16 protein-coding genes and 3 tRNA genes are annotated in these 16769 nt (G+C 35.8%); 9 read left to right on the top strand and 10 right to left on the bottom strand.

All coding sequences use genetic code 11. The features are described 5' to 3' along the window. Positions 1–37: 37 nt before the first annotated feature. Both M4I44_RS21970 and M4I44_RS21965 read right to left on the bottom strand, forming a co-directional pair. The gene (locus tag M4I44_RS21970; RefSeq protein WP_249966117.1) at positions 38–721 is read right to left on the bottom strand and encodes a response regulator transcription factor; all 684 of its coding nucleotides are present in this window, start codon (positions 719–721) and stop codon (positions 38–40) included. After that, complete coding sequence (locus M4I44_RS21965) at positions 718–1980, bottom strand: sensor histidine kinase KdpD (protein WP_249966116.1); 1263 nt, start codon at positions 1978–1980, stop codon at positions 718–720. Before M4I44_RS21965 ends, M4I44_RS21970 begins: the two co-directional genes overlap by 4 nt. Before the next feature lie 151 nt (positions 1981–2131). Here M4I44_RS21965 and M4I44_RS21960 point away from each other — a divergent pair, with 151 nt between their 5' ends. Both M4I44_RS21960 and M4I44_RS21955 read left to right on the top strand, forming a co-directional pair. Further along, positions 2132–2548: a DUF1573 domain-containing protein gene (locus M4I44_RS21960; protein WP_017495198.1), complete on the top strand. Its 417-nt coding sequence runs from the start codon at positions 2132–2134 to the stop codon at positions 2546–2548. A 250-nt stretch (positions 2549–2798) separates the two neighbouring features. After that, the gene (locus tag M4I44_RS21955; RefSeq protein WP_249966115.1) at positions 2799–4181 is read left to right on the top strand and encodes a sialate O-acetylesterase; all 1383 of its coding nucleotides are present in this window, start codon (positions 2799–2801) and stop codon (positions 4179–4181) included. Positions 4182–4280: 99 nt separating this feature from the next. On the opposite strand, the gene M4I44_RS21950 is transcribed toward M4I44_RS21955, so the two are convergent. Together M4I44_RS21950 and M4I44_RS21945 are read right to left on the bottom strand one after the other, a co-directional pair. Then, positions 4281–4616: a DUF5615 family PIN-like protein gene (locus tag M4I44_RS21950; protein WP_202700856.1), complete on the bottom strand. Its 336-nt coding sequence runs from the start codon at positions 4614–4616 to the stop codon at positions 4281–4283. Next, complete coding sequence (locus M4I44_RS21945) at positions 4616–4846, bottom strand: DUF433 domain-containing protein (RefSeq protein WP_017495201.1); 231 nt, start codon at positions 4844–4846, stop codon at positions 4616–4618. The genes M4I44_RS21950 and M4I44_RS21945 overlap by 1 nt, the downstream gene beginning before the upstream one ends. Before the next feature lie 104 nt (positions 4847–4950). Here M4I44_RS21945 and M4I44_RS21940 point away from each other — a divergent pair, with 104 nt between their 5' ends. Next, positions 4951–5907 carry an aldo/keto reductase gene (locus tag M4I44_RS21940; RefSeq protein WP_249966114.1) on the top strand — a complete coding sequence of 319 codons (957 nt, stop codon included), beginning with the start codon at positions 4951–4953 and terminating at the stop codon, positions 5905–5907. Between the two features lie 854 nt (positions 5908–6761). Continuing rightward, the gene (locus tag M4I44_RS21935; RefSeq protein ID WP_017495204.1) at positions 6762–7835 is read left to right on the top strand and encodes an outer membrane beta-barrel protein; all 1074 of its coding nucleotides are present in this window, start codon (positions 6762–6764) and stop codon (positions 7833–7835) included. Between the two features lie 346 nt (positions 7836–8181). Here M4I44_RS21935 and M4I44_RS21930 read toward each other — a convergent pair whose 3' ends face one another. From M4I44_RS21930 to M4I44_RS21910, 5 genes are all read right to left on the bottom strand, one after another. Further along, positions 8182–9087, bottom strand: coding sequence for an N-acetylmuramoyl-L-alanine amidase (locus M4I44_RS21930; protein ID WP_017495205.1), 906 nt, complete (start codon positions 9085–9087; stop codon positions 8182–8184). Between the two features lie 35 nt (positions 9088–9122). Then, positions 9123–9701 carry a hypothetical protein gene (locus tag M4I44_RS21925; protein WP_249966113.1) on the bottom strand — a complete coding sequence of 193 codons (579 nt, stop codon included), beginning with the start codon at positions 9699–9701 and terminating at the stop codon, positions 9123–9125. Positions 9702–9744: 43 nt separating this feature from the next. Then, entirely contained in the window at positions 9745–11058 is a 1314-nt protein-coding gene (rimO, locus tag M4I44_RS21920) for a 30S ribosomal protein S12 methylthiotransferase RimO (RefSeq protein ID WP_017495207.1), read from the bottom strand. A 216-nt stretch (positions 11059–11274) separates the two neighbouring features. Continuing rightward, a complete protein-coding gene (locus M4I44_RS21915) occupies positions 11275–12777 on the bottom strand; it encodes an OmpP1/FadL family transporter (protein WP_249966112.1) in 1503 nt (500 codons plus the stop codon). A gap of 44 nt (positions 12778–12821) precedes the next feature. Then, a complete protein-coding gene (locus M4I44_RS21910; RefSeq protein WP_017495209.1) occupies positions 12822–13850 on the bottom strand; it encodes a hypothetical protein in 1029 nt (342 codons plus the stop codon). 101 nt (positions 13851–13951) lie between these two features. Here M4I44_RS21910 and proS point away from each other — a divergent pair, with 101 nt between their 5' ends. From proS to rpsT, 5 genes are all read left to right on the top strand, one after another. After that, positions 13952–15430 carry a proline--tRNA ligase gene (proS, locus tag M4I44_RS21905; protein ID WP_017495210.1) on the top strand — a complete coding sequence of 493 codons (1479 nt, stop codon included), beginning with the start codon at positions 13952–13954 and terminating at the stop codon, positions 15428–15430. 80 nt (positions 15431–15510) lie between these two features. Beyond that, positions 15511–15582, top strand: a tRNA-Glu gene (locus tag M4I44_RS21900). 38 nt (positions 15583–15620) lie between these two features. After that, positions 15621–15692: transfer RNA gene (locus M4I44_RS21895), tRNA-Glu, on the top strand. Positions 15693–15736: 44 nt separating this feature from the next. Continuing rightward, positions 15737–15808: transfer RNA gene (locus M4I44_RS21890), tRNA-Glu, on the top strand. Positions 15809–15964: 156 nt separating this feature from the next. Beyond that, complete coding sequence (rpsT, locus tag M4I44_RS21885; protein WP_017495211.1) at positions 15965–16216, top strand: 30S ribosomal protein S20; 252 nt, start codon at positions 15965–15967, stop codon at positions 16214–16216. Positions 16217–16352: 136 nt separating this feature from the next. Here the strand turns inward: rpsT and M4I44_RS21880 are convergent, their stop codons facing one another. After that, on the bottom strand, positions 16353–16766 hold the full coding sequence (locus tag M4I44_RS21880) for a response regulator (RefSeq protein WP_017495212.1): 414 nt from the start codon (positions 16764–16766) through the stop codon (positions 16353–16355). Between the last annotated feature and the right edge of the window lie 3 nt (positions 16767–16769).

Raw genomic sequence — 16769 nt, 5'->3', positions numbered from 1 at the left:
CTAAAATACAAAAAATGGAAGAATTTAAGCCTATAAATTACATAGTAAATCGAAAACCAATTCCGTGAAGGTTCTCAATAGAAATGCCTTTTTCGTTGCTTAGAATCTTACGAAGTCGTGAAATAAAAACGTCCAGACTGCGCCCCATAAAATAATCGTCGGTTCCCCAGAGAGAGGTAAGAATTTGTTCTCTTTTTAAAACGGAGTTTTTATTGTCGAGGAATAATTTCAATAATTCGGCTTCGCGCTGCGTAAGGCTGATTTTTTCGCTTTCGTTGAAAAGAACAAAGTTACTCGTGTCAAATTGATATTTGCCAATCTCATAAACCGGTTTTTCAGTTAAAATGTTTTTCTGCGAACGCTTCAGAAAAATTTCAATTTTCAAAAGCAGTTCCTCAATGCTAAAAGGTTTTACGAGATAATCATCGGCACCCAAACGCAATCCTTTAATGCGATCTTCCTTTAATGTTTTGGCGGAAAGAAAGATAATCGGAATGTCGCTGTTGCATTTTCTGATTTGAGAGGCCAGTTCAAAGCCATCCATCTTAGGCATCATGATATCAAGAATACAAATGTCAAAATTCTCTTTTTTAAAGTTTTCGAGACCCATTTGTCCGTCACGGCAATGATTCACTTCATAGTTGTTCTGTTCCAGATTGTCTTTGGTCAGGAATGCCAGGGTTTCATCGTCTTCAGTATAAAGTATTTTGAATTGTTTCATTTTTTATATGGAATTGATAAAGTTATAGTGATGCCTTTTTCAGAATTGTTCTCCGCTTTTATTTTCCAGTTGTGCAAGTTGCAAATTTCTTTTACATAATACAAACCTAGTCCAAAACCGGTTACCTCATTGCTTTTTTCGTTTTGAGCACGGTAGAATTTATCAAAAATAAAGGAAAGGTTTTTAGATGAAATTCCAACTCCATTGTCTTTGAAAGCTAGTTTTAAAACCGAATTTTCTGCCGTTATTCCAATTAGAATAAGACATTTTCCGGAACAATATTTTACCGCATTGTCAAGTAAATTATAAACTAAATTCGAGAAATGAAAAACGTCCGTTTCGATTTTGTACTCTTTGGAAATAGTTTCAATTTTGATATTGGCCTCCGGATATTTTAAAAGTATGTTTTGGATTACTTCTTCAATAATCGGAACAACTAAAACCGACTCCTTCTTTAATTCCAGTGGAGCATAATCTGATTTAGCCACATTTAAAATCTTTTCAATATGACCATTCAGTTTGTTGCTTTGGTTGATAATGATGTCAGTGTAAGTATAGAGTTTTTTGTCTTCTTTAATAGGTGTTTGCTCGATCAAATATTTAGATGCAATCAGAATGGAAGATAAGGGTGTTTTAAACTCATGCGTCATATTGTTGATGAAATCGCGCTGCAGTTCGGAGTATTTTTTTTGTTGTAAAAGAGTAAAAATCGAGTACACATAAATTAATAAAATAAGAATCAGAGCAATCGAAAGTATAAACCAGAATCGCATCGAACTAAACAAATAGGTCGTCTCATTTGGAAAACGTATGGCGAAATAATAAACCAGGTTCTTGTGTTTTGGAAAATAAACGGGTTGCTTGATTGTCTTTTTTTCAGATAGTGAAATATAATTCCCATACACCATTTCGTCACTCTGACAATTGTACATCGCATATTCAAAATCAGTCGTAATGTTCATTTTTTTGAACTCACTTTTCAGGTAAAATTCCAGAATATCAGGTTCAAAATCATTGTCAATATTTACAATATAATAATCGTTGGCAATCTTTTGAACAGGATTTTGTGCCGGAAGTTCATGATTGGTTCCTTCGTACAGTTTTTTAGCGACTTCAAGCAAAGCGAGATGTGCTTTTTGACTGAGTTTTTTTTGTTCTATAGTAAAAGCTTCTTTGGTCCAAAGCAGCTGTGTTACCAGTATACTGATAATAGCCACTAAGCCTAATAAAATGATGCTATTGAGTTTGTTGAGTTTCAAGAAAACAGTTTTTTAAAGTGTAATATTAATCAAATTTATAGTGAAAAACGCCAATTAACAAGTCGTTAACAAAGATTTGAAAGCGGTTAACAGCGATTTGATCAGTTCAGAAGTACTTTTGAAATATCATTAACCAATAAAATATTTAGCTATGAAAATGATTAAAATTTCGATGTTAGCTTTGGCACTAGGTTTAATGTCTTTTTCGGCAATCGCACCGTTAAAGTCATTAAATTCTGAAACAAAAGTTGCTGCAGCAGCGGCTTCAACTGTAGTATGGAAAGCTGAAACTATAGATGTAGGAGAAATTCCTCAGGGAACTCCAAAAGCAATTGTTTACGAATTTAAAAATACCGGAAAAACTGCTGTAGTGATTACAAATGTAGTGGGATCTTGCGGTTGTACAGCTACAGATTATACTAAAGAACCTATTTTGCCTGGTAAATCAGCAAAAGTAACCGCAACTTATAACGCTGCCAATAAAGGTGGTTTTACTAAAACAGTTACAGTAACCACAAGTGCCGAAAGCACTCCAAAAGTCCTTACGCTAAAAGGCACAGTGATCTAAGAGTTTTAAATATATTAGTTATAAAGCGAGAAGCTCCGGGTATGTAATATATCCGGAGTTTTTTTTATGTTGTTTATTTTATCCTTTTAAAAATTATTATCTTTAATAAAAATGTTTTTCTGGAAAGTGTAGAGCGTTTTTTTTCAATATCACCGGACTAAAACAGCTAAAATTGTTAAAATGCGATAGGTACTTAAGAATTAAGTCGGCAATAGTCAGACCAAGCAGGTTCTCTTAAAAAAGCAATACGATGAAAAATAATATGTTTAAGTTTGTTCTCTTTCTGTTGATTATTCCTGGTTTTATGATGGCAAATGTCTCTCTACCCAATATTTTTGGTGATAATATGGTTTTACAGCGCAATGCTGAAGTTAAGATTTGGGGTTGGGCCAATCCACAGGAAGAAATTCGATTAGTGGCTGACTGGAGCAATATCGAGTATAAAGTTAAAGCAAACAATCTGGCGCAATGGGAACTCAAAATAAAAACGCCTGAAGCTGGAGGCCCCTATGTAATTTCCATCAAAGGGTACAACGAAATTATTCTTAAAAATATTTTGATTGGAGAAGTTTGGATTTGTTCGGGACAATCGAATATGGAAATGTCATCAAGCTGGGGAATAGACAATGGGGAGGAAGAAACTAAAAATGCAGCAAATCCGAATATTCGATTTTTTAACGTTCCGAAATTAACAGCTACAACGCAACAGAACAATCTGCTTGGTAACTGGACAGAATCGACTCCCGAAACCATGAAATACTTTAGTGCTGTTGGTTATTTTTTTGCCAAACGCTTAAGAGAAGAACTAAAAAATGTTCCAATTGGGTTAATATCTTCTAACTGGGGAGGTACTCCTGCAGAAGTCTGGATACCCGAAGAAGTCGTTCAGAACGATCCCGTTTTGTTGGAAAATGCAAGAAAATTAAATGAGCAGGAGTATGGACCCCGACAGCCGGGACGTGCGTACAATGCGATGATCTATCCTTTTGTTGGATACAAGATTGCCGGAACAATTTGGTATCAGGGAGAATCGAATGTTGGCTCTTTAGTATATGACAAAACATTATCGGCTTTAATTGCTTCATGGCGGAAAGTTTGGGGTGATAATTTTCCGTTTTATTATGCACAAATTGCCCCTTTTAAAACAGGAAGTAATAATTTTCATAATGTCATCGTAAGAAATTCACAAAGAAAATTACTCAAAGAGGTTTCAAATACCGGAATGATTGTGACCAGTGACATTTCAGATGTAAAAGAAATTCATCCCAAAGATAAAAAGACAGTGGGAGTCCGTTTAGCCAATCTGGCTTTGGAAAACACTTATAAAAGTACTGTTGGGTTGGTCAATGGACCTCTTTTTAAGAGTTTTAAAATCGATAAAGAGATAGTAACTCTTTCTTTTGATTATGCCGATGGTTTATATTTTAAAAACAAGCTGTCCAACCAGTTTGAAGTTACAGGGGCAGATGGTATTTTCTATACAGCCGAAGCCTTAATTAGAAACGATCAGGTCGTAGTAAGCAGTAAAAAAGTTAAAAATCCGGTTAAGGTTCGTTTTGCCTGGGGAAATACAATTCAATCTGATCTGTTTAATGAAGTGAATTTGCCTGCTTCTTGTTTTAGTACGGAATGAAACAGTTATAAAATTTGATTTGTAATCAAAAAAGCCAAGTACTCATGTCTTGATAACAAAATTTTACTTGTTCATAAAACCGGTCTTGAAGCAACACAATTAATAAATCTCTAAGATCAGTAAGTCATCATTTGAAATAAAAGAAATAATAGCTTCCCTTTTTGAGATTAAAAGCTCAGCAATTTGGTTCGTATTTTTGTTGAAAGTCTTTAGAATTATTACTTTTGGCGGTGCTCCCTTTAAAAGCAATAGTTTTTCAAAATCATCATCGTGAGTAAGTATGGTGAAATTGTTTTGTTTGGCGAAATTCCAAATCTCAATATCTTTTGCAGGCTGGTTTATTCGAATATCTTTGCAATGCAAACAATTTGAAAATTCATTTTCAATGCTCTTAATTACCCTCCATGAGATATTTGCATCCAAAAGTAATTTCATTAGGCTGCGATTATTTTGGTTATATTTTCCCTGTTTGCAGCAAAGGCTAAAGCCGCTAAAATATGCTCTTTTTTTAGTTCGGGAAAATCAGCTATAATTTCTTCGAAAGTCATAGCTGTAGATAGCCAGGAAAGAATGTCTGAGACGCAAATTCGGGTTCCTGCAATCACAGGTTTACCAAACCGAATGTCCGGATCGATTGAAATTAAGTTTTGCCAGTTATTTTCCATAAATTTATTGTTTAAACAAATTTACAAAAATAAAGCACTATTTGCTTTTAAAATAATAGGGTTTGTTTCTACCTTTAAATGCTATAAAACTTATAATTAAAACAATGAAATATAACAGATGTGGAAAAAGCGGATTGTTACTGCCTCAGATTTCTTTAGGATTGTGGCATAACTTCGGATCGGTAGATAATTTTGATACAGCAGAATGTATTGCCGTTGAAGCTTTCGATAAAGGAATTACACATTATGATCTGGCCAATAATTATGGGCCGGTTCCCGGATCTGCAGAAACTAATTTTGGAAAAATACTCTGGCATAACTTTCAGGGAAATTTAAGAGACGAAATCATTATTTCGACCAAAGCAGGCTACACCATGTGGGATGGCCCTTATGGAGATTGGGGTTCTCGTAAATATTTACTGTCAAGTCTGGATCAGAGTTTAAAAAGGATGAAAGTAGATTATGTGGATATTTTTTATTCGCATCGTCCGGATCCTGAAACTCCAATTGAGGAAACGATGATGGCTTTAGATTATGCTGTGAGAAGCGGAAAAGCTTTGTATGTGGGAATAAGTAACTATTCGGCGGAACAAACCAGAGTGGCTGTAGATGTTTTGAAGCAATTGGGGACACCATGCTTGATCCATCAGGCAAAGTATTCTATGCTGGAGCGTTGGGTAGAAAATGGTTTATTAGATGTTCTCGAAGAAAAAGGAGTAGGTTGTATTGCGTTTTCTCCATTGGCACAAGGACTTCTGACGGATAAATATCTAAACGGAATCCCTGAAAATTCAAGGGCACATAATCCAAACGGACATTTGAAAGAAGATGAGGTTACAAAGGAACGCAAACAGAAATTAGTGCAATTGAACGAAATTGCAGGAAACAGAAACCAGTCTTTGGCTCAAATGGCTTTGTCATGGCTCCAAAAGGACAAACGAATTACTTCAGTTTTGATCGGAGCAAGCTCTGTGAAACAATTGAATAATAATATCGAATGTTTGAAGAATCTTGATTTCGCAGAAGACGAAATAAATGCAATAGAGAAAATTTTAGCATAAATCAATTTTTATATACTTTAAAAAGTAAGGGCTGTCTCAAAAATGAGTCAGCCCTGTTTTTTTATAAATTAGATTTTTTCGAAACTGCTCCGGCAAAGCAAAATGTTTGTAACAAATGTAATTTTCCGATATTAGAAAAGCTCCAGCGTAGCGAAACGTAAATGGTTTAAGACGGCATGATTTTTTTGTTTGTTAAACTTTGTGTTGTCTCTCATTACTCCAAAAGCATTTTCATATTTGCTTTTATTTGACCGGAAACGTATTTTTTATGGAGTTGTTATGGTTTTCTTTTTTAGTAAAGTCCGTTCAAATTAGAATGGACTTTCTCGTTTTTAGCAATGAATGTTAATCGTTGAATTTTTTGTTTTTTACGATTTAAATTTGTAGGAATTTTTTCTTTTTTGATATCGCGTTTTTTACCTCATTAATGGCAGGTGATTTTTATTGTGTTTTTTTATTGTTTTGAATCAATGGGTATTTTTTATGGGGTATGCTTTTTTTTTATATTAATTTTTGATGTTTTTTCATTGTTTTTTATTTTATTTTTCATGTAAACCTATTTATTTATATGGTTTATTGCTTTTTTTGTGTTGTGTATTTTTTAAAAATGAATAGCTAATAATATCAAATAACGATTATGGAGAGGTTAATTTTTGTAATCCGTAATTCTTGCTTGAAAACGCTAAAAAAGTAGATTTGAATTCTTTTACTCATGCAAAAGTTAATAAATTCGCTACTGAAAATGAAGAGGTTTTAGAGGGAATAAGAGGTTTTAAAAGTGACTTATAGTATTCAATTGCCTATATAAAAGATTAACTAACCAAAATCAATTAATAACCAAAACCAATTAAAACATGAAAAAAGTATTGCACATTTTAGCCGTGATGTTAACAAGTTCTTTTGCTTTTGCTCAAGATGAAACGGAAGCTGCGACTTCACCGGCGACCACCTGGGGAGGATCGGCAGATGCTTATTATAAATATGATTTTTCAAAACAAATGAACGGACTGACAAGTTTTACCAATTCTCAGGATTCATTCGAATTAGGAATGGCTTCAGTTCAGGCAGGACATACCTTTGGAAAAGCCTCCGTTTTTGTTGATCTGGGCTTTGGAAAAAGAGCAGGAGAGTTCTCTTATAACGAAACAACAGATAAAGACATAAATGCAAAATTTTTGATTAAACAATTGTTTTTTACCTATCAGGTTACCGATAAATTTAAGTTTGTAGCTGGTAGTTTCGGAACACATATAGGTTATGAGGTATTAGATGCTGTTGGGAATAAAAATTATAGCATGTCTTATGCTTTTTCTTATGGCCCGTTTTTCAATACAGGTCTGAAAGCACAATACACATCAGGTAAGTTCACAGCTATGCTTGGGGTTACTAATCCGACCGACTTTAAATCAGCAATGGATGCAGGTTCAAGTCAAAAAACATACATAGCGCAAGTAGGGTATATAGGAGAGACCGGGAGTGCTTATTTGAATTTTACTTCGGGAAGTACTAATCCGGTTTCTGATGAAAATAAAACACAGATTGATTTTGTAGCATCTAAAACAATAACGGATGCCTTTTCTTTAGGGTTTAATGCCACGTACGCTAAAACGAATAACGATATTGACAGTGCGCTCGATGGTAATTGGTTTGCCTTGGTAGGATATGCGAATTATGCTTTCAAGCCAAGTTTGAGTCTGGCCTATAGAATGGAGTATTTTGATGCAAAAAAAGCAGCTGCGAGTCTAGGGACTTTGACAGGATCGAATGTTTTTGCAAACACAGTTTCTTTGAATTATAAAGTGGGGAAATTGACTATTATTCCGGAGTTAAGGTACGACGCTGCCTCTGAGGATGTTTTTTTAGATAAAGATGCTGCCCCAACCGGAGGATCATTCTACGGATTGGTAGCTACAACATACTCTTTCTAGAGATAAAGATTGATATTTTTTTTTTTTTTTGGAGCTGTCGAAACATACTTATGTTTTGGCAGCTTTTTTATTTTCTTTAAGTGAGAGGTGAATTGTGAGAGGTGAGTTATGGGGTAAGCTTTTTGTGTGTGAATATTGCTTATACTTTGAGATTAAATAACCACAAAGCTTGTCATTTCGACCGAAGGGAGAAATCGCATTAGAAACTCGACACAGAATGTTGTCAATCTTTGTCGAATCCCGCATGCGATTTCTCCCTTCGGTCGAAATGACATAAAATGAAAAAAAACTTTACGAATCTTGCCTTAAATCTTAGTGCTCGTTACAGTTAATCTTCAGGTGTAAATTACTGAAGCTGTTTTTTATAAATCGAATAAATGGTATCTATTGTTTTTCGATCTAAAGTTGGCGTCACATCAGTTTGAATGTAATGTAATTTGAAAGCCATAATAGCCGCAGAAAGATTTTTAGTATTGTATCCAATAATCCTTAGCGCCTGTTCAATCTTAAAATCAAAAGGAGCTTCCTCGAGAATTTCGTCCGACCAGATTCCAAATCCTTTTTCGGCCAGAGTTTTCCAAGGGAATAAAGCGCTTGGGTCCTGTTTTCTTCCCGGAGCAATATCAGAATGCCCTAATATGTTTTGAGTTGGAATATTGTAATCTTTCTTTAGTTTCGTTAATAGCGCCACTAAACTGCTGATCTGAGCCTCGGTAAAAGGTTTAAAACCGTTGTTGTCAAGTTCTATCCCGATAGAAGAAGAATTTAAATCTGTATTTTTCCCCCAGGTAGATGCTCCTGCATGCCATGCTCTTAGGTAATCGTTCAGCATTTGAACTACTTTTCCATTTTCAGATATGATGTAGTGAGCACTTACCTGAGTTCTTGTTTTGGTAAAAGTATTAATCGTTTGTTGAAGTGAATCCTGAGCCGTATGGTGAATAATAATAAAACTTGGTTTTCTTAAATTAAAGTTTACTGTTCCGATCCATTCTGTCTGTATGCCGTTTAATAAGGAAGTAGAGCCGGTTTTTGATAAAGTGTCTTTAATAATGCCAAGCTGTTGTGCATAACTTGTATCAATAACGATACGCGGTACTACAGGAATTGGCTGAGCTTCTTTACTGGTAATTTGGCCTTCTAAAGTTTTAAGCTGCTGATCGTAAACTTTTTCAGTATTTTTATAAGGATTTGTAGAGCAAGAAGTAATAATAATTGCTAAAATCAGGTAACAAAAATGTTTTTTTGCCATGGTTAGTTGCATTTTTTTAGATGAAGTCGAAACAATTATTCCTGAGTCTTGATTGTTTCAGAGTCTTCTTTTACTTCTTTTGAATCTTTATCTTTTGAATCTTTATCTTTTGAATCTTTTTTCTTTTTTGATTTAGAGGTCTTTTTGATCTCTTTAAAATTATCCATAAATGCAGTGTACTTTGGAACCTGATCCGGATTTAAGAAAGCGGTAATTTTTTTTGTGGTGCTTTCTCTTAATGCTTTAATTTGTTCGATCTTTTGATCCTGACTGCTGCTCTCATTTTTTAGTAAAATCCCCTGTTCTCTCATACTGTCTACCAAAACATTTGAGATAGCGATAACTTGCAGTTCATCAAGATTTATTTCAGGTTTCATTTGTTCAACAATTTTGCCAACTGTTTCCTCTACAGGTACCTCTTTTGGTTTACTGGTATTGGGTTGCGGACCTCCCATCATGCTTCTGTCCATTCCCATTCCGCCACCTCTTCCGTAGCCATTACCATAACCGCCACCACCGTAACCGTTATTGTATCCATTTCCGTATTGGGCCGAAACAGAGTTAAAACACAATAAGGTGAAAAACAAAATAAATAAAGATTGTATAGGTTTCATAAAAGTGTATTTTATCTAAAATTGATACTTGTTTAGCGTAAATTTAAGCAGGTTCTCCGTATAAATCAAATTCTGTCGCTTCTATTATCCTTATATTAACAAATTCTCCTGTTTTTACATAATGCTTAGAAGCGTCAATTAAAACTTCGTTATCAACATCCGGACTGTCAAATTCAGTTCGCCCTACAAAATGAGCTCCTTCTTTTCGGTCAATAATGCATTTGAAAACCTGTCCTACTTTTTCCTGGTTTAAGTCCCATGAAATTTGCGATTGTAATTCCATGATCTCGTTTGCACGAGCCTGTTTTACATCGTCCGGAACATTATCTTCCAGCAAATAAGCATGTGTATTTTCTTCGTGAGAATAGGCAAAACATCCCATTCTGTCAAATTTCATTTCCTGAACAAAATCTTTCAGAATCTCAAAATCTTCCTGAGTTTCACCCGGATATCCAACAATTAAAGTCGTTCTGATCGCCATTCCCGGAACTGCAGCACGGAAATCTTTTAATAATTGTGTCGTTTTTGCCTGAGTAGTACCACGACGCATCGATTTTAAAATAGAATCCGATATATGTTGCAATGGAATATCGATGTAATTACAGATTTTTGGCTCACGTTTCATTAATTCTAATACATCCATAGGGAAACCTGTTGGATAAGCATAATGAAGACGAATCCATTCGATACCTTCAACATTGGCTAATGCTTCCAAAAGTTCGGCAAGATTTCGTTTTTTATAAAGATCAAGACCATAATACGTTAAATCCTGAGCAATTAGAATTAATTCTTTTACGCCATTTTTTGCTAAACCTTGAGCCTCTTTAACCAGTTTTTCAATAGGTTGCGAAACATGTGAACCTCTCATTAAAGGAATCGCACAAAAACTGCAAGGTCTGTCGCAGCCTTCCGCAATTTTCAAATAAGCATAATTCTTTGGAGTTGTAGTTAAACGCTCTCCCAGTAGCTCGTGTTTATAGTCAGCACCAAGAGCTTTAAGCAGTTGAGGTAATTCAGTTGTACCAAAATATTGATCGACATTTGGGATTTCCTTTTCTAAATCCGGTCTGTAACGTTCTGACAAACATCCGGTAACGAAAACTTTATCTACTAATCCTTTGTCTTTTTTATCAGCATATTCCAAAATCATGTTTACCGACTCTGCTTTGGCGTTGTCAATAAAACCGCAAGTGTTGATCACAATAATGTTTCCTTCTTCCTTAGCAGGTGCCTCATGTTGTACTTCTTTGCCATTAGCACGAAGTTGTCCCATTAGCACTTCACTGTCATATACATTTTTCGAACACCCAAGAGTGATTACGTTAATTTTGTTCTTTTTTAAAGACTTGGTTCTCATACTTTTATAAATTGGAGTGCAAAATTACACTTTTTTATTCAAACACCGCTTGTTTCCGTTTCTTTTAGATGATTTTTATGAAGCTTATCCTGCTGTTTGCTATATCTTTTGTGTCGGCCGAGGCGGACACAAAAGGATGCTGCTTCCATCCGGGCTAAAAAAAATCCGTCAAGTAAGAGCCTGACGGAGATTTTAATTCATTCTATTTATTTTTAATTACAATTCAAATAGTAAAGTAAGCGTCACATTGTTTAGTTTTGAGGTAACGTTCGCTCCATCGGTAAATCCGGTTGCAAAAAATCCCTGATTCGATTTTCTTTCTAAGTAAGAATAGGCTAAATCTACTTTAGTGCCTCCAAAATTATAACCTAGACCACCTGAGTAACTGGTTAAGTCTCCAATCGTAGTTCCGTTTTTATAAGGGCTTTGTTCAAAACGATATCCGCCGCGTAGGCTTAATTGTTTTATTTTATATTCGGCACCTACTCTTAATTCACCGGCATTGGTCAATTGATTGCTGATGTCGCTATTTACTCCTCTAAAACCTGCATCGTTTGTTGGTTTGTATTTGGTGTTTCCGTAGTCTTTAATGGCATAATCAATACTGATAAGGCCTGATTTTCCAAATACATAAGCAGCGCTAAAAGTGGTTTTCCCTGGTGTTTGTAGGGTATAAGAGTCGTAAACATTTACAATTTTTGGATTTACCGTTTCGTTAATGTCTTGTCCTCCTTGAGCTTTTCTTGTGCTGTATAAACTTTGCGAAGTTTCGTCGTTTAGTTCGTACCAGGTATTGGATTCGTAGGCTAAGCCAAGTCGGAATGCATCAGTGACTTTAGCGATAGCCCCAAGTTGAAAGGAGAAGCCGTTACCGTAAGTGTATAGTTCATTGTTAAAACGTAAACTTGAAATTGTTTCTCTTGTTTCTAATGGGTTGTCATTATCTTCATAGAAGCTGGTTGATCTTCTGTAGTCAGTAATGTGAACATTTAAGTTGGCTCCAAGATAGATTCTGTCTTTGTAAGATGTTGCAATATTGAAGCTTAATTTGCTATTATATCCGCTAGTGAAAACTTCATTCTCGTGGTAATAGTTGCCACCTGCAGGTACATTGCTGATATATTGTGTGTTGTTGCTATTTGTGGTAACAGGGTCAATTACATGTCCCCAGTATCCCATATATGCTTGTTGTTCGTTATAAAACAAATCTTTGTAATTAAGTCCATCTATCACGTTCAAAGGAATTCCGTTTGCAAATTTTAGGAAATATTTATCAATAGAATTTGTTGGGTTTGTTCCTACTGAAACAATTCTGTTGTCGAAATTATTGGTATTTTCATAAGTGGCTCCAATTGTAATTTTTTTCCAGTTGTTGCTTGGGTTGTGGTCGTGAAAAACAAAAACAGCACCCGCCTGATTGAGTATAAAAGAATTTTTACTTTCACTAATTCCTGTTCCAAAATAGTTGGAGTTGTTTTTGATGTTTTGATTGCTAAAACTTACTCCAACCTGATTATTAGAGAATATTGCCGATCCTGCAGGGTTTACGGAAATAGCTGAGAAATCTCCTCCAACGGCTCCAAAAGCACCGCTCATGGCTCTGAATCTTGCAGTTCCGGTTAAATTGTCTTGCGCATAACGTACAGCATCTGATACTTCCTGAGAATGTGAGACGCTGGCAGTTAGTCCTGTAATAAGTAGGAATAATATTTTTTTCATTTGGATAGTTTTTATTGTGATTTTGTGATTAATGAAAGAGGCGATTATCTTCTTCCGCCTCCTCCGCCACCATATGATCTTCCGCCACCGCCGCCACCGCCGCCGCTATACGATCTTCCTCCTCCGCCACCGCCGCTATTCATAGAACGGGATGGGCTAGGAGAGTAGCTTCTTGTTGGTGCAGAATTATTATTGTTGTAATTGTAGCTTCTGTTAGTGTTGTAATTGCTTGATGATCTTCTGTTGCTGTAATCAGCACTATTGTATTGAGTTGTGTTTCCTCTGTTGGTAAAGGTTGGTGAGGAGTTGTTGTATGTTCTTCCGTTTACAGACGCATTTCTTCTTGAATCAGAGAAATCACTTCTGTTTGTGCTATAGGTTCTATTGCTGTTATAGCTGCGGTTAGTAGTGGTGTAGTCTCTGTTAGAGTTGTAAGTTCTGTTGGTGCTGTAGCCTCTGTTTGTAATATAGTTTCCGGAAGAATAGTTTCTTCCTCCATAATAAGCTGCAGAACCTCTTCTTCCATAGTTATAAGAGTAGTTGTTGTATCCGTATCTATGACCAGATCCCCAATAGCCAGGGTAACCCCATCCCGGATATCCCCATCCTGGATATCCCCATCCGCCTCCCCAGTAGCCAGGGTATCCCCAATAGTTGTCCCAGTATCCTCCGTAACCCCAACCATAGTAAGGGTATCCGTAGCCAAAACCAAATCCTAACGACCATGAAGGGTTAGAATATACGTTTACAGAAACATCAGTGGTTGCACTTCCCCAGGCAGGGTAGTTGCTAACGGTTTTTGTGCTGTCATTTACAGCATAATTGCCATAGCTGTCAACATCTGTAAAAATTTCAGTTGGCTGATTGTCGTCTTGTAAGGATCTAAAATAATCTTTATATTGATTGTTTGTGGTATTTGCTTGAGCATACGTTCTTGGTGAACCTCCGTAAATTCCATCGTTGTCATGATAGGAAGTGTTTTGGTAAGAACCACACGATGCTAATAGAAAACTCAATAATCCAATTAAGTAAAAATGACTTGAGTTTTGGCGGAAAGAAATAGAAGTTTTCATATCTGTGGTGTTTTTTATTGTTGCACATTACAAAAATAGTTAGTTTTGTCAAACTATTTAGTTAAAATTATTAAAACAAAATTTGTGCCAAACTATTCGATATGAGTAAGAACCTCACTACAAGATCAGAAGATTATTCAAAATGGTATAACGAGCTGGTTGTAAAAGCGGATCTAGCTGAAAATTCAGGAGTTAGAGGCTGTATGGTTATTAAGCCTTACGGATACGCTATTTGGGAAAAAATGCAGGCGGAATTGGATCGAATGTTTAAAGAAACAGGACATCAGAATGCGTATTTTCCTTTATTTGTGCCTAAGAGCATGTTTGAAGCGGAAGAGAAAAATGCAGAAGGATTTGCGAAAGAGTGTGCTATTGTAACACATTATAGATTAAAAAATGATCCGGAAAAACCCGGAAAGCTTATTGTAGATCCAAATGCGAAGCTGGAGGAAGAGCTTATTGTTCGTCCGACGAGTGAAGCGATTATTTGGTCTACTTATAAAGGTTGGGTTCAGTCTTACAGAGATTTACCTTTGTTGATTAATCAATGGGCGAATGTGGTGCGTTGGGAGATGCGTACACGTTTGTTTTTAAGAACTGCTGAGTTCTTGTGGCAGGAAGGGCATACGGCTCATGCTACAAAAGCTGAGGCTTTAGAGGAATCTGAAAAAATGATGCATGTATATGCTGATTTTGCAGAGAATTTTATGGCAATTCCGGTTGTAAAAGGATTGAAGACCGAAACAGAACGTTTTGCAGGTGCTGATGAAACGTATTGTATTGAAGCTTTGATGCAGGATGGAAAAGCATTGCAGGCAGGGACTTCTCACTTTTTAGGACAGAACTTTGCGAAGGCATTTGATGTTAAGTTTGCCAATGCCGAAGGAAAACAGGAGCATGTTTGGGGAACTTCATGGGGAGTTTCGACCCGTTTGATGGGGGCGTTGATTATGACACATTCTGATGATCAGGGATTGGTATTGCCTCCAAATTTAGCGCCAATACAGGTGGTGATTGTTCCGATTTATAAAACAGACGAGCAATTGGCTGAAATTACAGCTGCAGTTAATGAATTGACGGCTAAATTAAGAAAGCTGAAGATTTCTGTTAAATATGACGACCGAACAACTCAGAAGCCTGGATTTAAGTTTGCGGAATGGGAATTGAAAGGGGTGCCGGTTAGAATCGCGGTTGGGCCAAAAGATTTAGAAAATGGAACTTTTGAAGTTGCCAGACGTGATACACTGACTAAAGAGGTTGTTTCTAATGACGGAATTGTGAATTATGTAAATGATCTTTTAGAGCAGATTCAGGTTGATTTATTCAATAGAGCATTGAATTATCGCGATACGCATATTACGGAAGTAAATAGCTTTGAGGAATTTAAAGAAATTTTAGATGGAAAAGGTGGTTTTGTATCGGCTCATTGGGATGGTACAGCGGCTACTGAAGAGAAGATAAAAGACCTGACAAAAGCAACGATTCGTTGTATTCCTTTGGATGCTGTTGAAGAAGCGGGAACCTGTGTGTTTACTGGGAATCCATCTTCTAAAAGAGTGCTTTTTGCTAAGGCATATTAAAAAAAAATAAAAAAAATTGCATCAGCTATTGTGCAACTAAAAAATAGATGTATCTTTGCATCCGCATTAGAGAAACACACGGTCCGTTCGTCTATCGGTTAGGACGCCAGGTTTTCATCCTGGTAAGGGGGGTTCGATTCCCCCACGGACTACTTTTTTTCTGCGACAAAGTTATTTAACTTGATGTAATGGTCCGTTCGTCTATCGGTTAGGACGCCAGGTTTTCATCCTGGTAAGGGGGGTTCGATTCCCCCACGGACTACAAATTTCAATTTCTTTAAATTGAAGAAAACTTAGTACGATGATGGTCTGTTCGTCTAGGGGTTAGGACTCCAGGCTTTCGTCCTGGTAACAGGGGTTCGATTCCCTTACAGACTACAAAAATTAGTTGTAAATAAGTTTTGTAAAATAAAAATTGGTGTCTCGGTTTTTGTTTTATTAGTTAAAACCAAAGTGATTGTTTTATAATTGTGGGAGGTTTTTCTTTTTTAACTAGTATTTATAATAATTATTACATCTAAAAATTAAAAGAAAATGGCAAATCATAAGTCAGCATTAAAAAGAATCAGAAGTAACGAAAAAAGAAGAGTTCTTAACAGATACCAGCATAAAACTACTCGTAATGCTATTAAAGCGTTAAGATTAGCTACTGATAAAGCTGATGCATCTTCTAAATTATCAACTGTTATCTCTATGATTGATAAATTAGCTAAAAAGAACATCATTCATGATAATAAAGCTTCTAACTTGAAGTCTAAATTAACTAAACATGTTGCTAAATTGTAATTAATTACAATTTGATAAAAATATAAAAGTCCTCTTTGAGGACTTTTTTTTGTTTGTATTATTCCGAAGATTTTTAAGGTTTAGTAGTATTTGATTGTGGTTTGGAATTTGAAATTTGGAATTTGAAATTCTGAGGTTAGATTCCAATTTTCTTTTTAAGATACTCCAGCATTGGAAGGGTGATTGGTTTTGAAAGGAAATCGATTATAATGGGGTATTTTTTTGCCTTGGCCAAATCTTCAGGATCAATAGTAGAGGAGAGAACAATTACATTTGCGGTATTGAATTCTTTGTAAGCCGGAGAGGTGAAATGATCCAGAAATTCCCAACCGCCCATTACAGGCATGTTTAGGTCTAAAAAAATCAGTTCCGGTTTTTTGTTTGCTTTGTTTTTGTTGTTGGTGTATTTAAGTGTATTGAAATGGTGTAATGCTTCTTCACCATTCTGAGCTGTGATGATTTCTTTTGAGAATGATGATTTCGAAATTACTTTTTTGCATAACATCAACGTGATTGGATCATCGTCTATACATAAAATTTGCTCCAGCATATG

Origin of the sequence: Flavobacterium sp. B183, from assembly GCF_023539155.1 — a bacterium.
GTDB classification, from domain to species: Bacteria; Bacteroidota; Bacteroidia; order Flavobacteriales; family Flavobacteriaceae; genus Flavobacterium; species Flavobacterium tructae.
The sequence above is the reverse complement of the archived record's forward strand: the minus strand, read 5'-3'. Positions and strand labels throughout refer to the sequence as shown.

What these genes read in the sequence shown, in the direction of transcription:
- M4I44_RS21970 (WP_249966117.1), bottom strand. Translation starts at nt 721, where the DNA reads ATGAAACAATTCAAAATACTTTATACTGAAGACGATGAAACCCTGGCA.
- M4I44_RS21960 (WP_017495198.1), top strand. Translation starts at nt 2,132, where the DNA reads ATGAAAATGATTAAAATTTCGATGTTAGCTTTGGCACTAGGTTTAATG.
- M4I44_RS21955 (WP_249966115.1), top strand. Translation starts at nt 2,799, where the DNA reads ATGAAAAATAATATGTTTAAGTTTGTTCTCTTTCTGTTGATTATTCCT.
- M4I44_RS21950 (WP_202700856.1), bottom strand. Translation starts at nt 4,616, where the DNA reads ATGAAATTACTTTTGGATGCAAATATCTCATGGAGGGTAATTAAGAGC.
- M4I44_RS21945 (WP_017495201.1), bottom strand. Translation starts at nt 4,846, where the DNA reads ATGGAAAATAACTGGCAAAACTTAATTTCAATCGATCCGGACATTCGG.
- M4I44_RS21940 (WP_249966114.1), top strand. Translation starts at nt 4,951, where the DNA reads ATGAAATATAACAGATGTGGAAAAAGCGGATTGTTACTGCCTCAGATT.
- M4I44_RS21935 (WP_017495204.1), top strand. Translation starts at nt 6,762, where the DNA reads ATGAAAAAAGTATTGCACATTTTAGCCGTGATGTTAACAAGTTCTTTT.
- M4I44_RS21930 (WP_017495205.1), bottom strand. Translation starts at nt 9,087, where the DNA reads ATGGCAAAAAAACATTTTTGTTACCTGATTTTAGCAATTATTATTACT.
- M4I44_RS21925 (WP_249966113.1), bottom strand. Translation starts at nt 9,701, where the DNA reads ATGAAACCTATACAATCTTTATTTATTTTGTTTTTCACCTTATTGTGT.
- rimO (WP_017495207.1), bottom strand. Translation starts at nt 11,058, where the DNA reads ATGAGAACCAAGTCTTTAAAAAAGAACAAAATTAACGTAATCACTCTT.
- M4I44_RS21915 (WP_249966112.1), bottom strand. Translation starts at nt 12,777, where the DNA reads ATGAAAAAAATATTATTCCTACTTATTACAGGACTAACTGCCAGCGTC.
- M4I44_RS21910 (WP_017495209.1), bottom strand. Translation starts at nt 13,850, where the DNA reads ATGAAAACTTCTATTTCTTTCCGCCAAAACTCAAGTCATTTTTACTTA.
- proS (WP_017495210.1), top strand. Translation starts at nt 13,952, where the DNA reads ATGAGTAAGAACCTCACTACAAGATCAGAAGATTATTCAAAATGGTAT.
- rpsT (WP_017495211.1), top strand. Translation starts at nt 15,965, where the DNA reads ATGGCAAATCATAAGTCAGCATTAAAAAGAATCAGAAGTAACGAAAAA.
- M4I44_RS21880 (WP_017495212.1), bottom strand. Translation starts at nt 16,766, where the DNA reads ATGCTGGAGCAAATTTTATGTATAGACGATGATCCAATCACGTTGATG.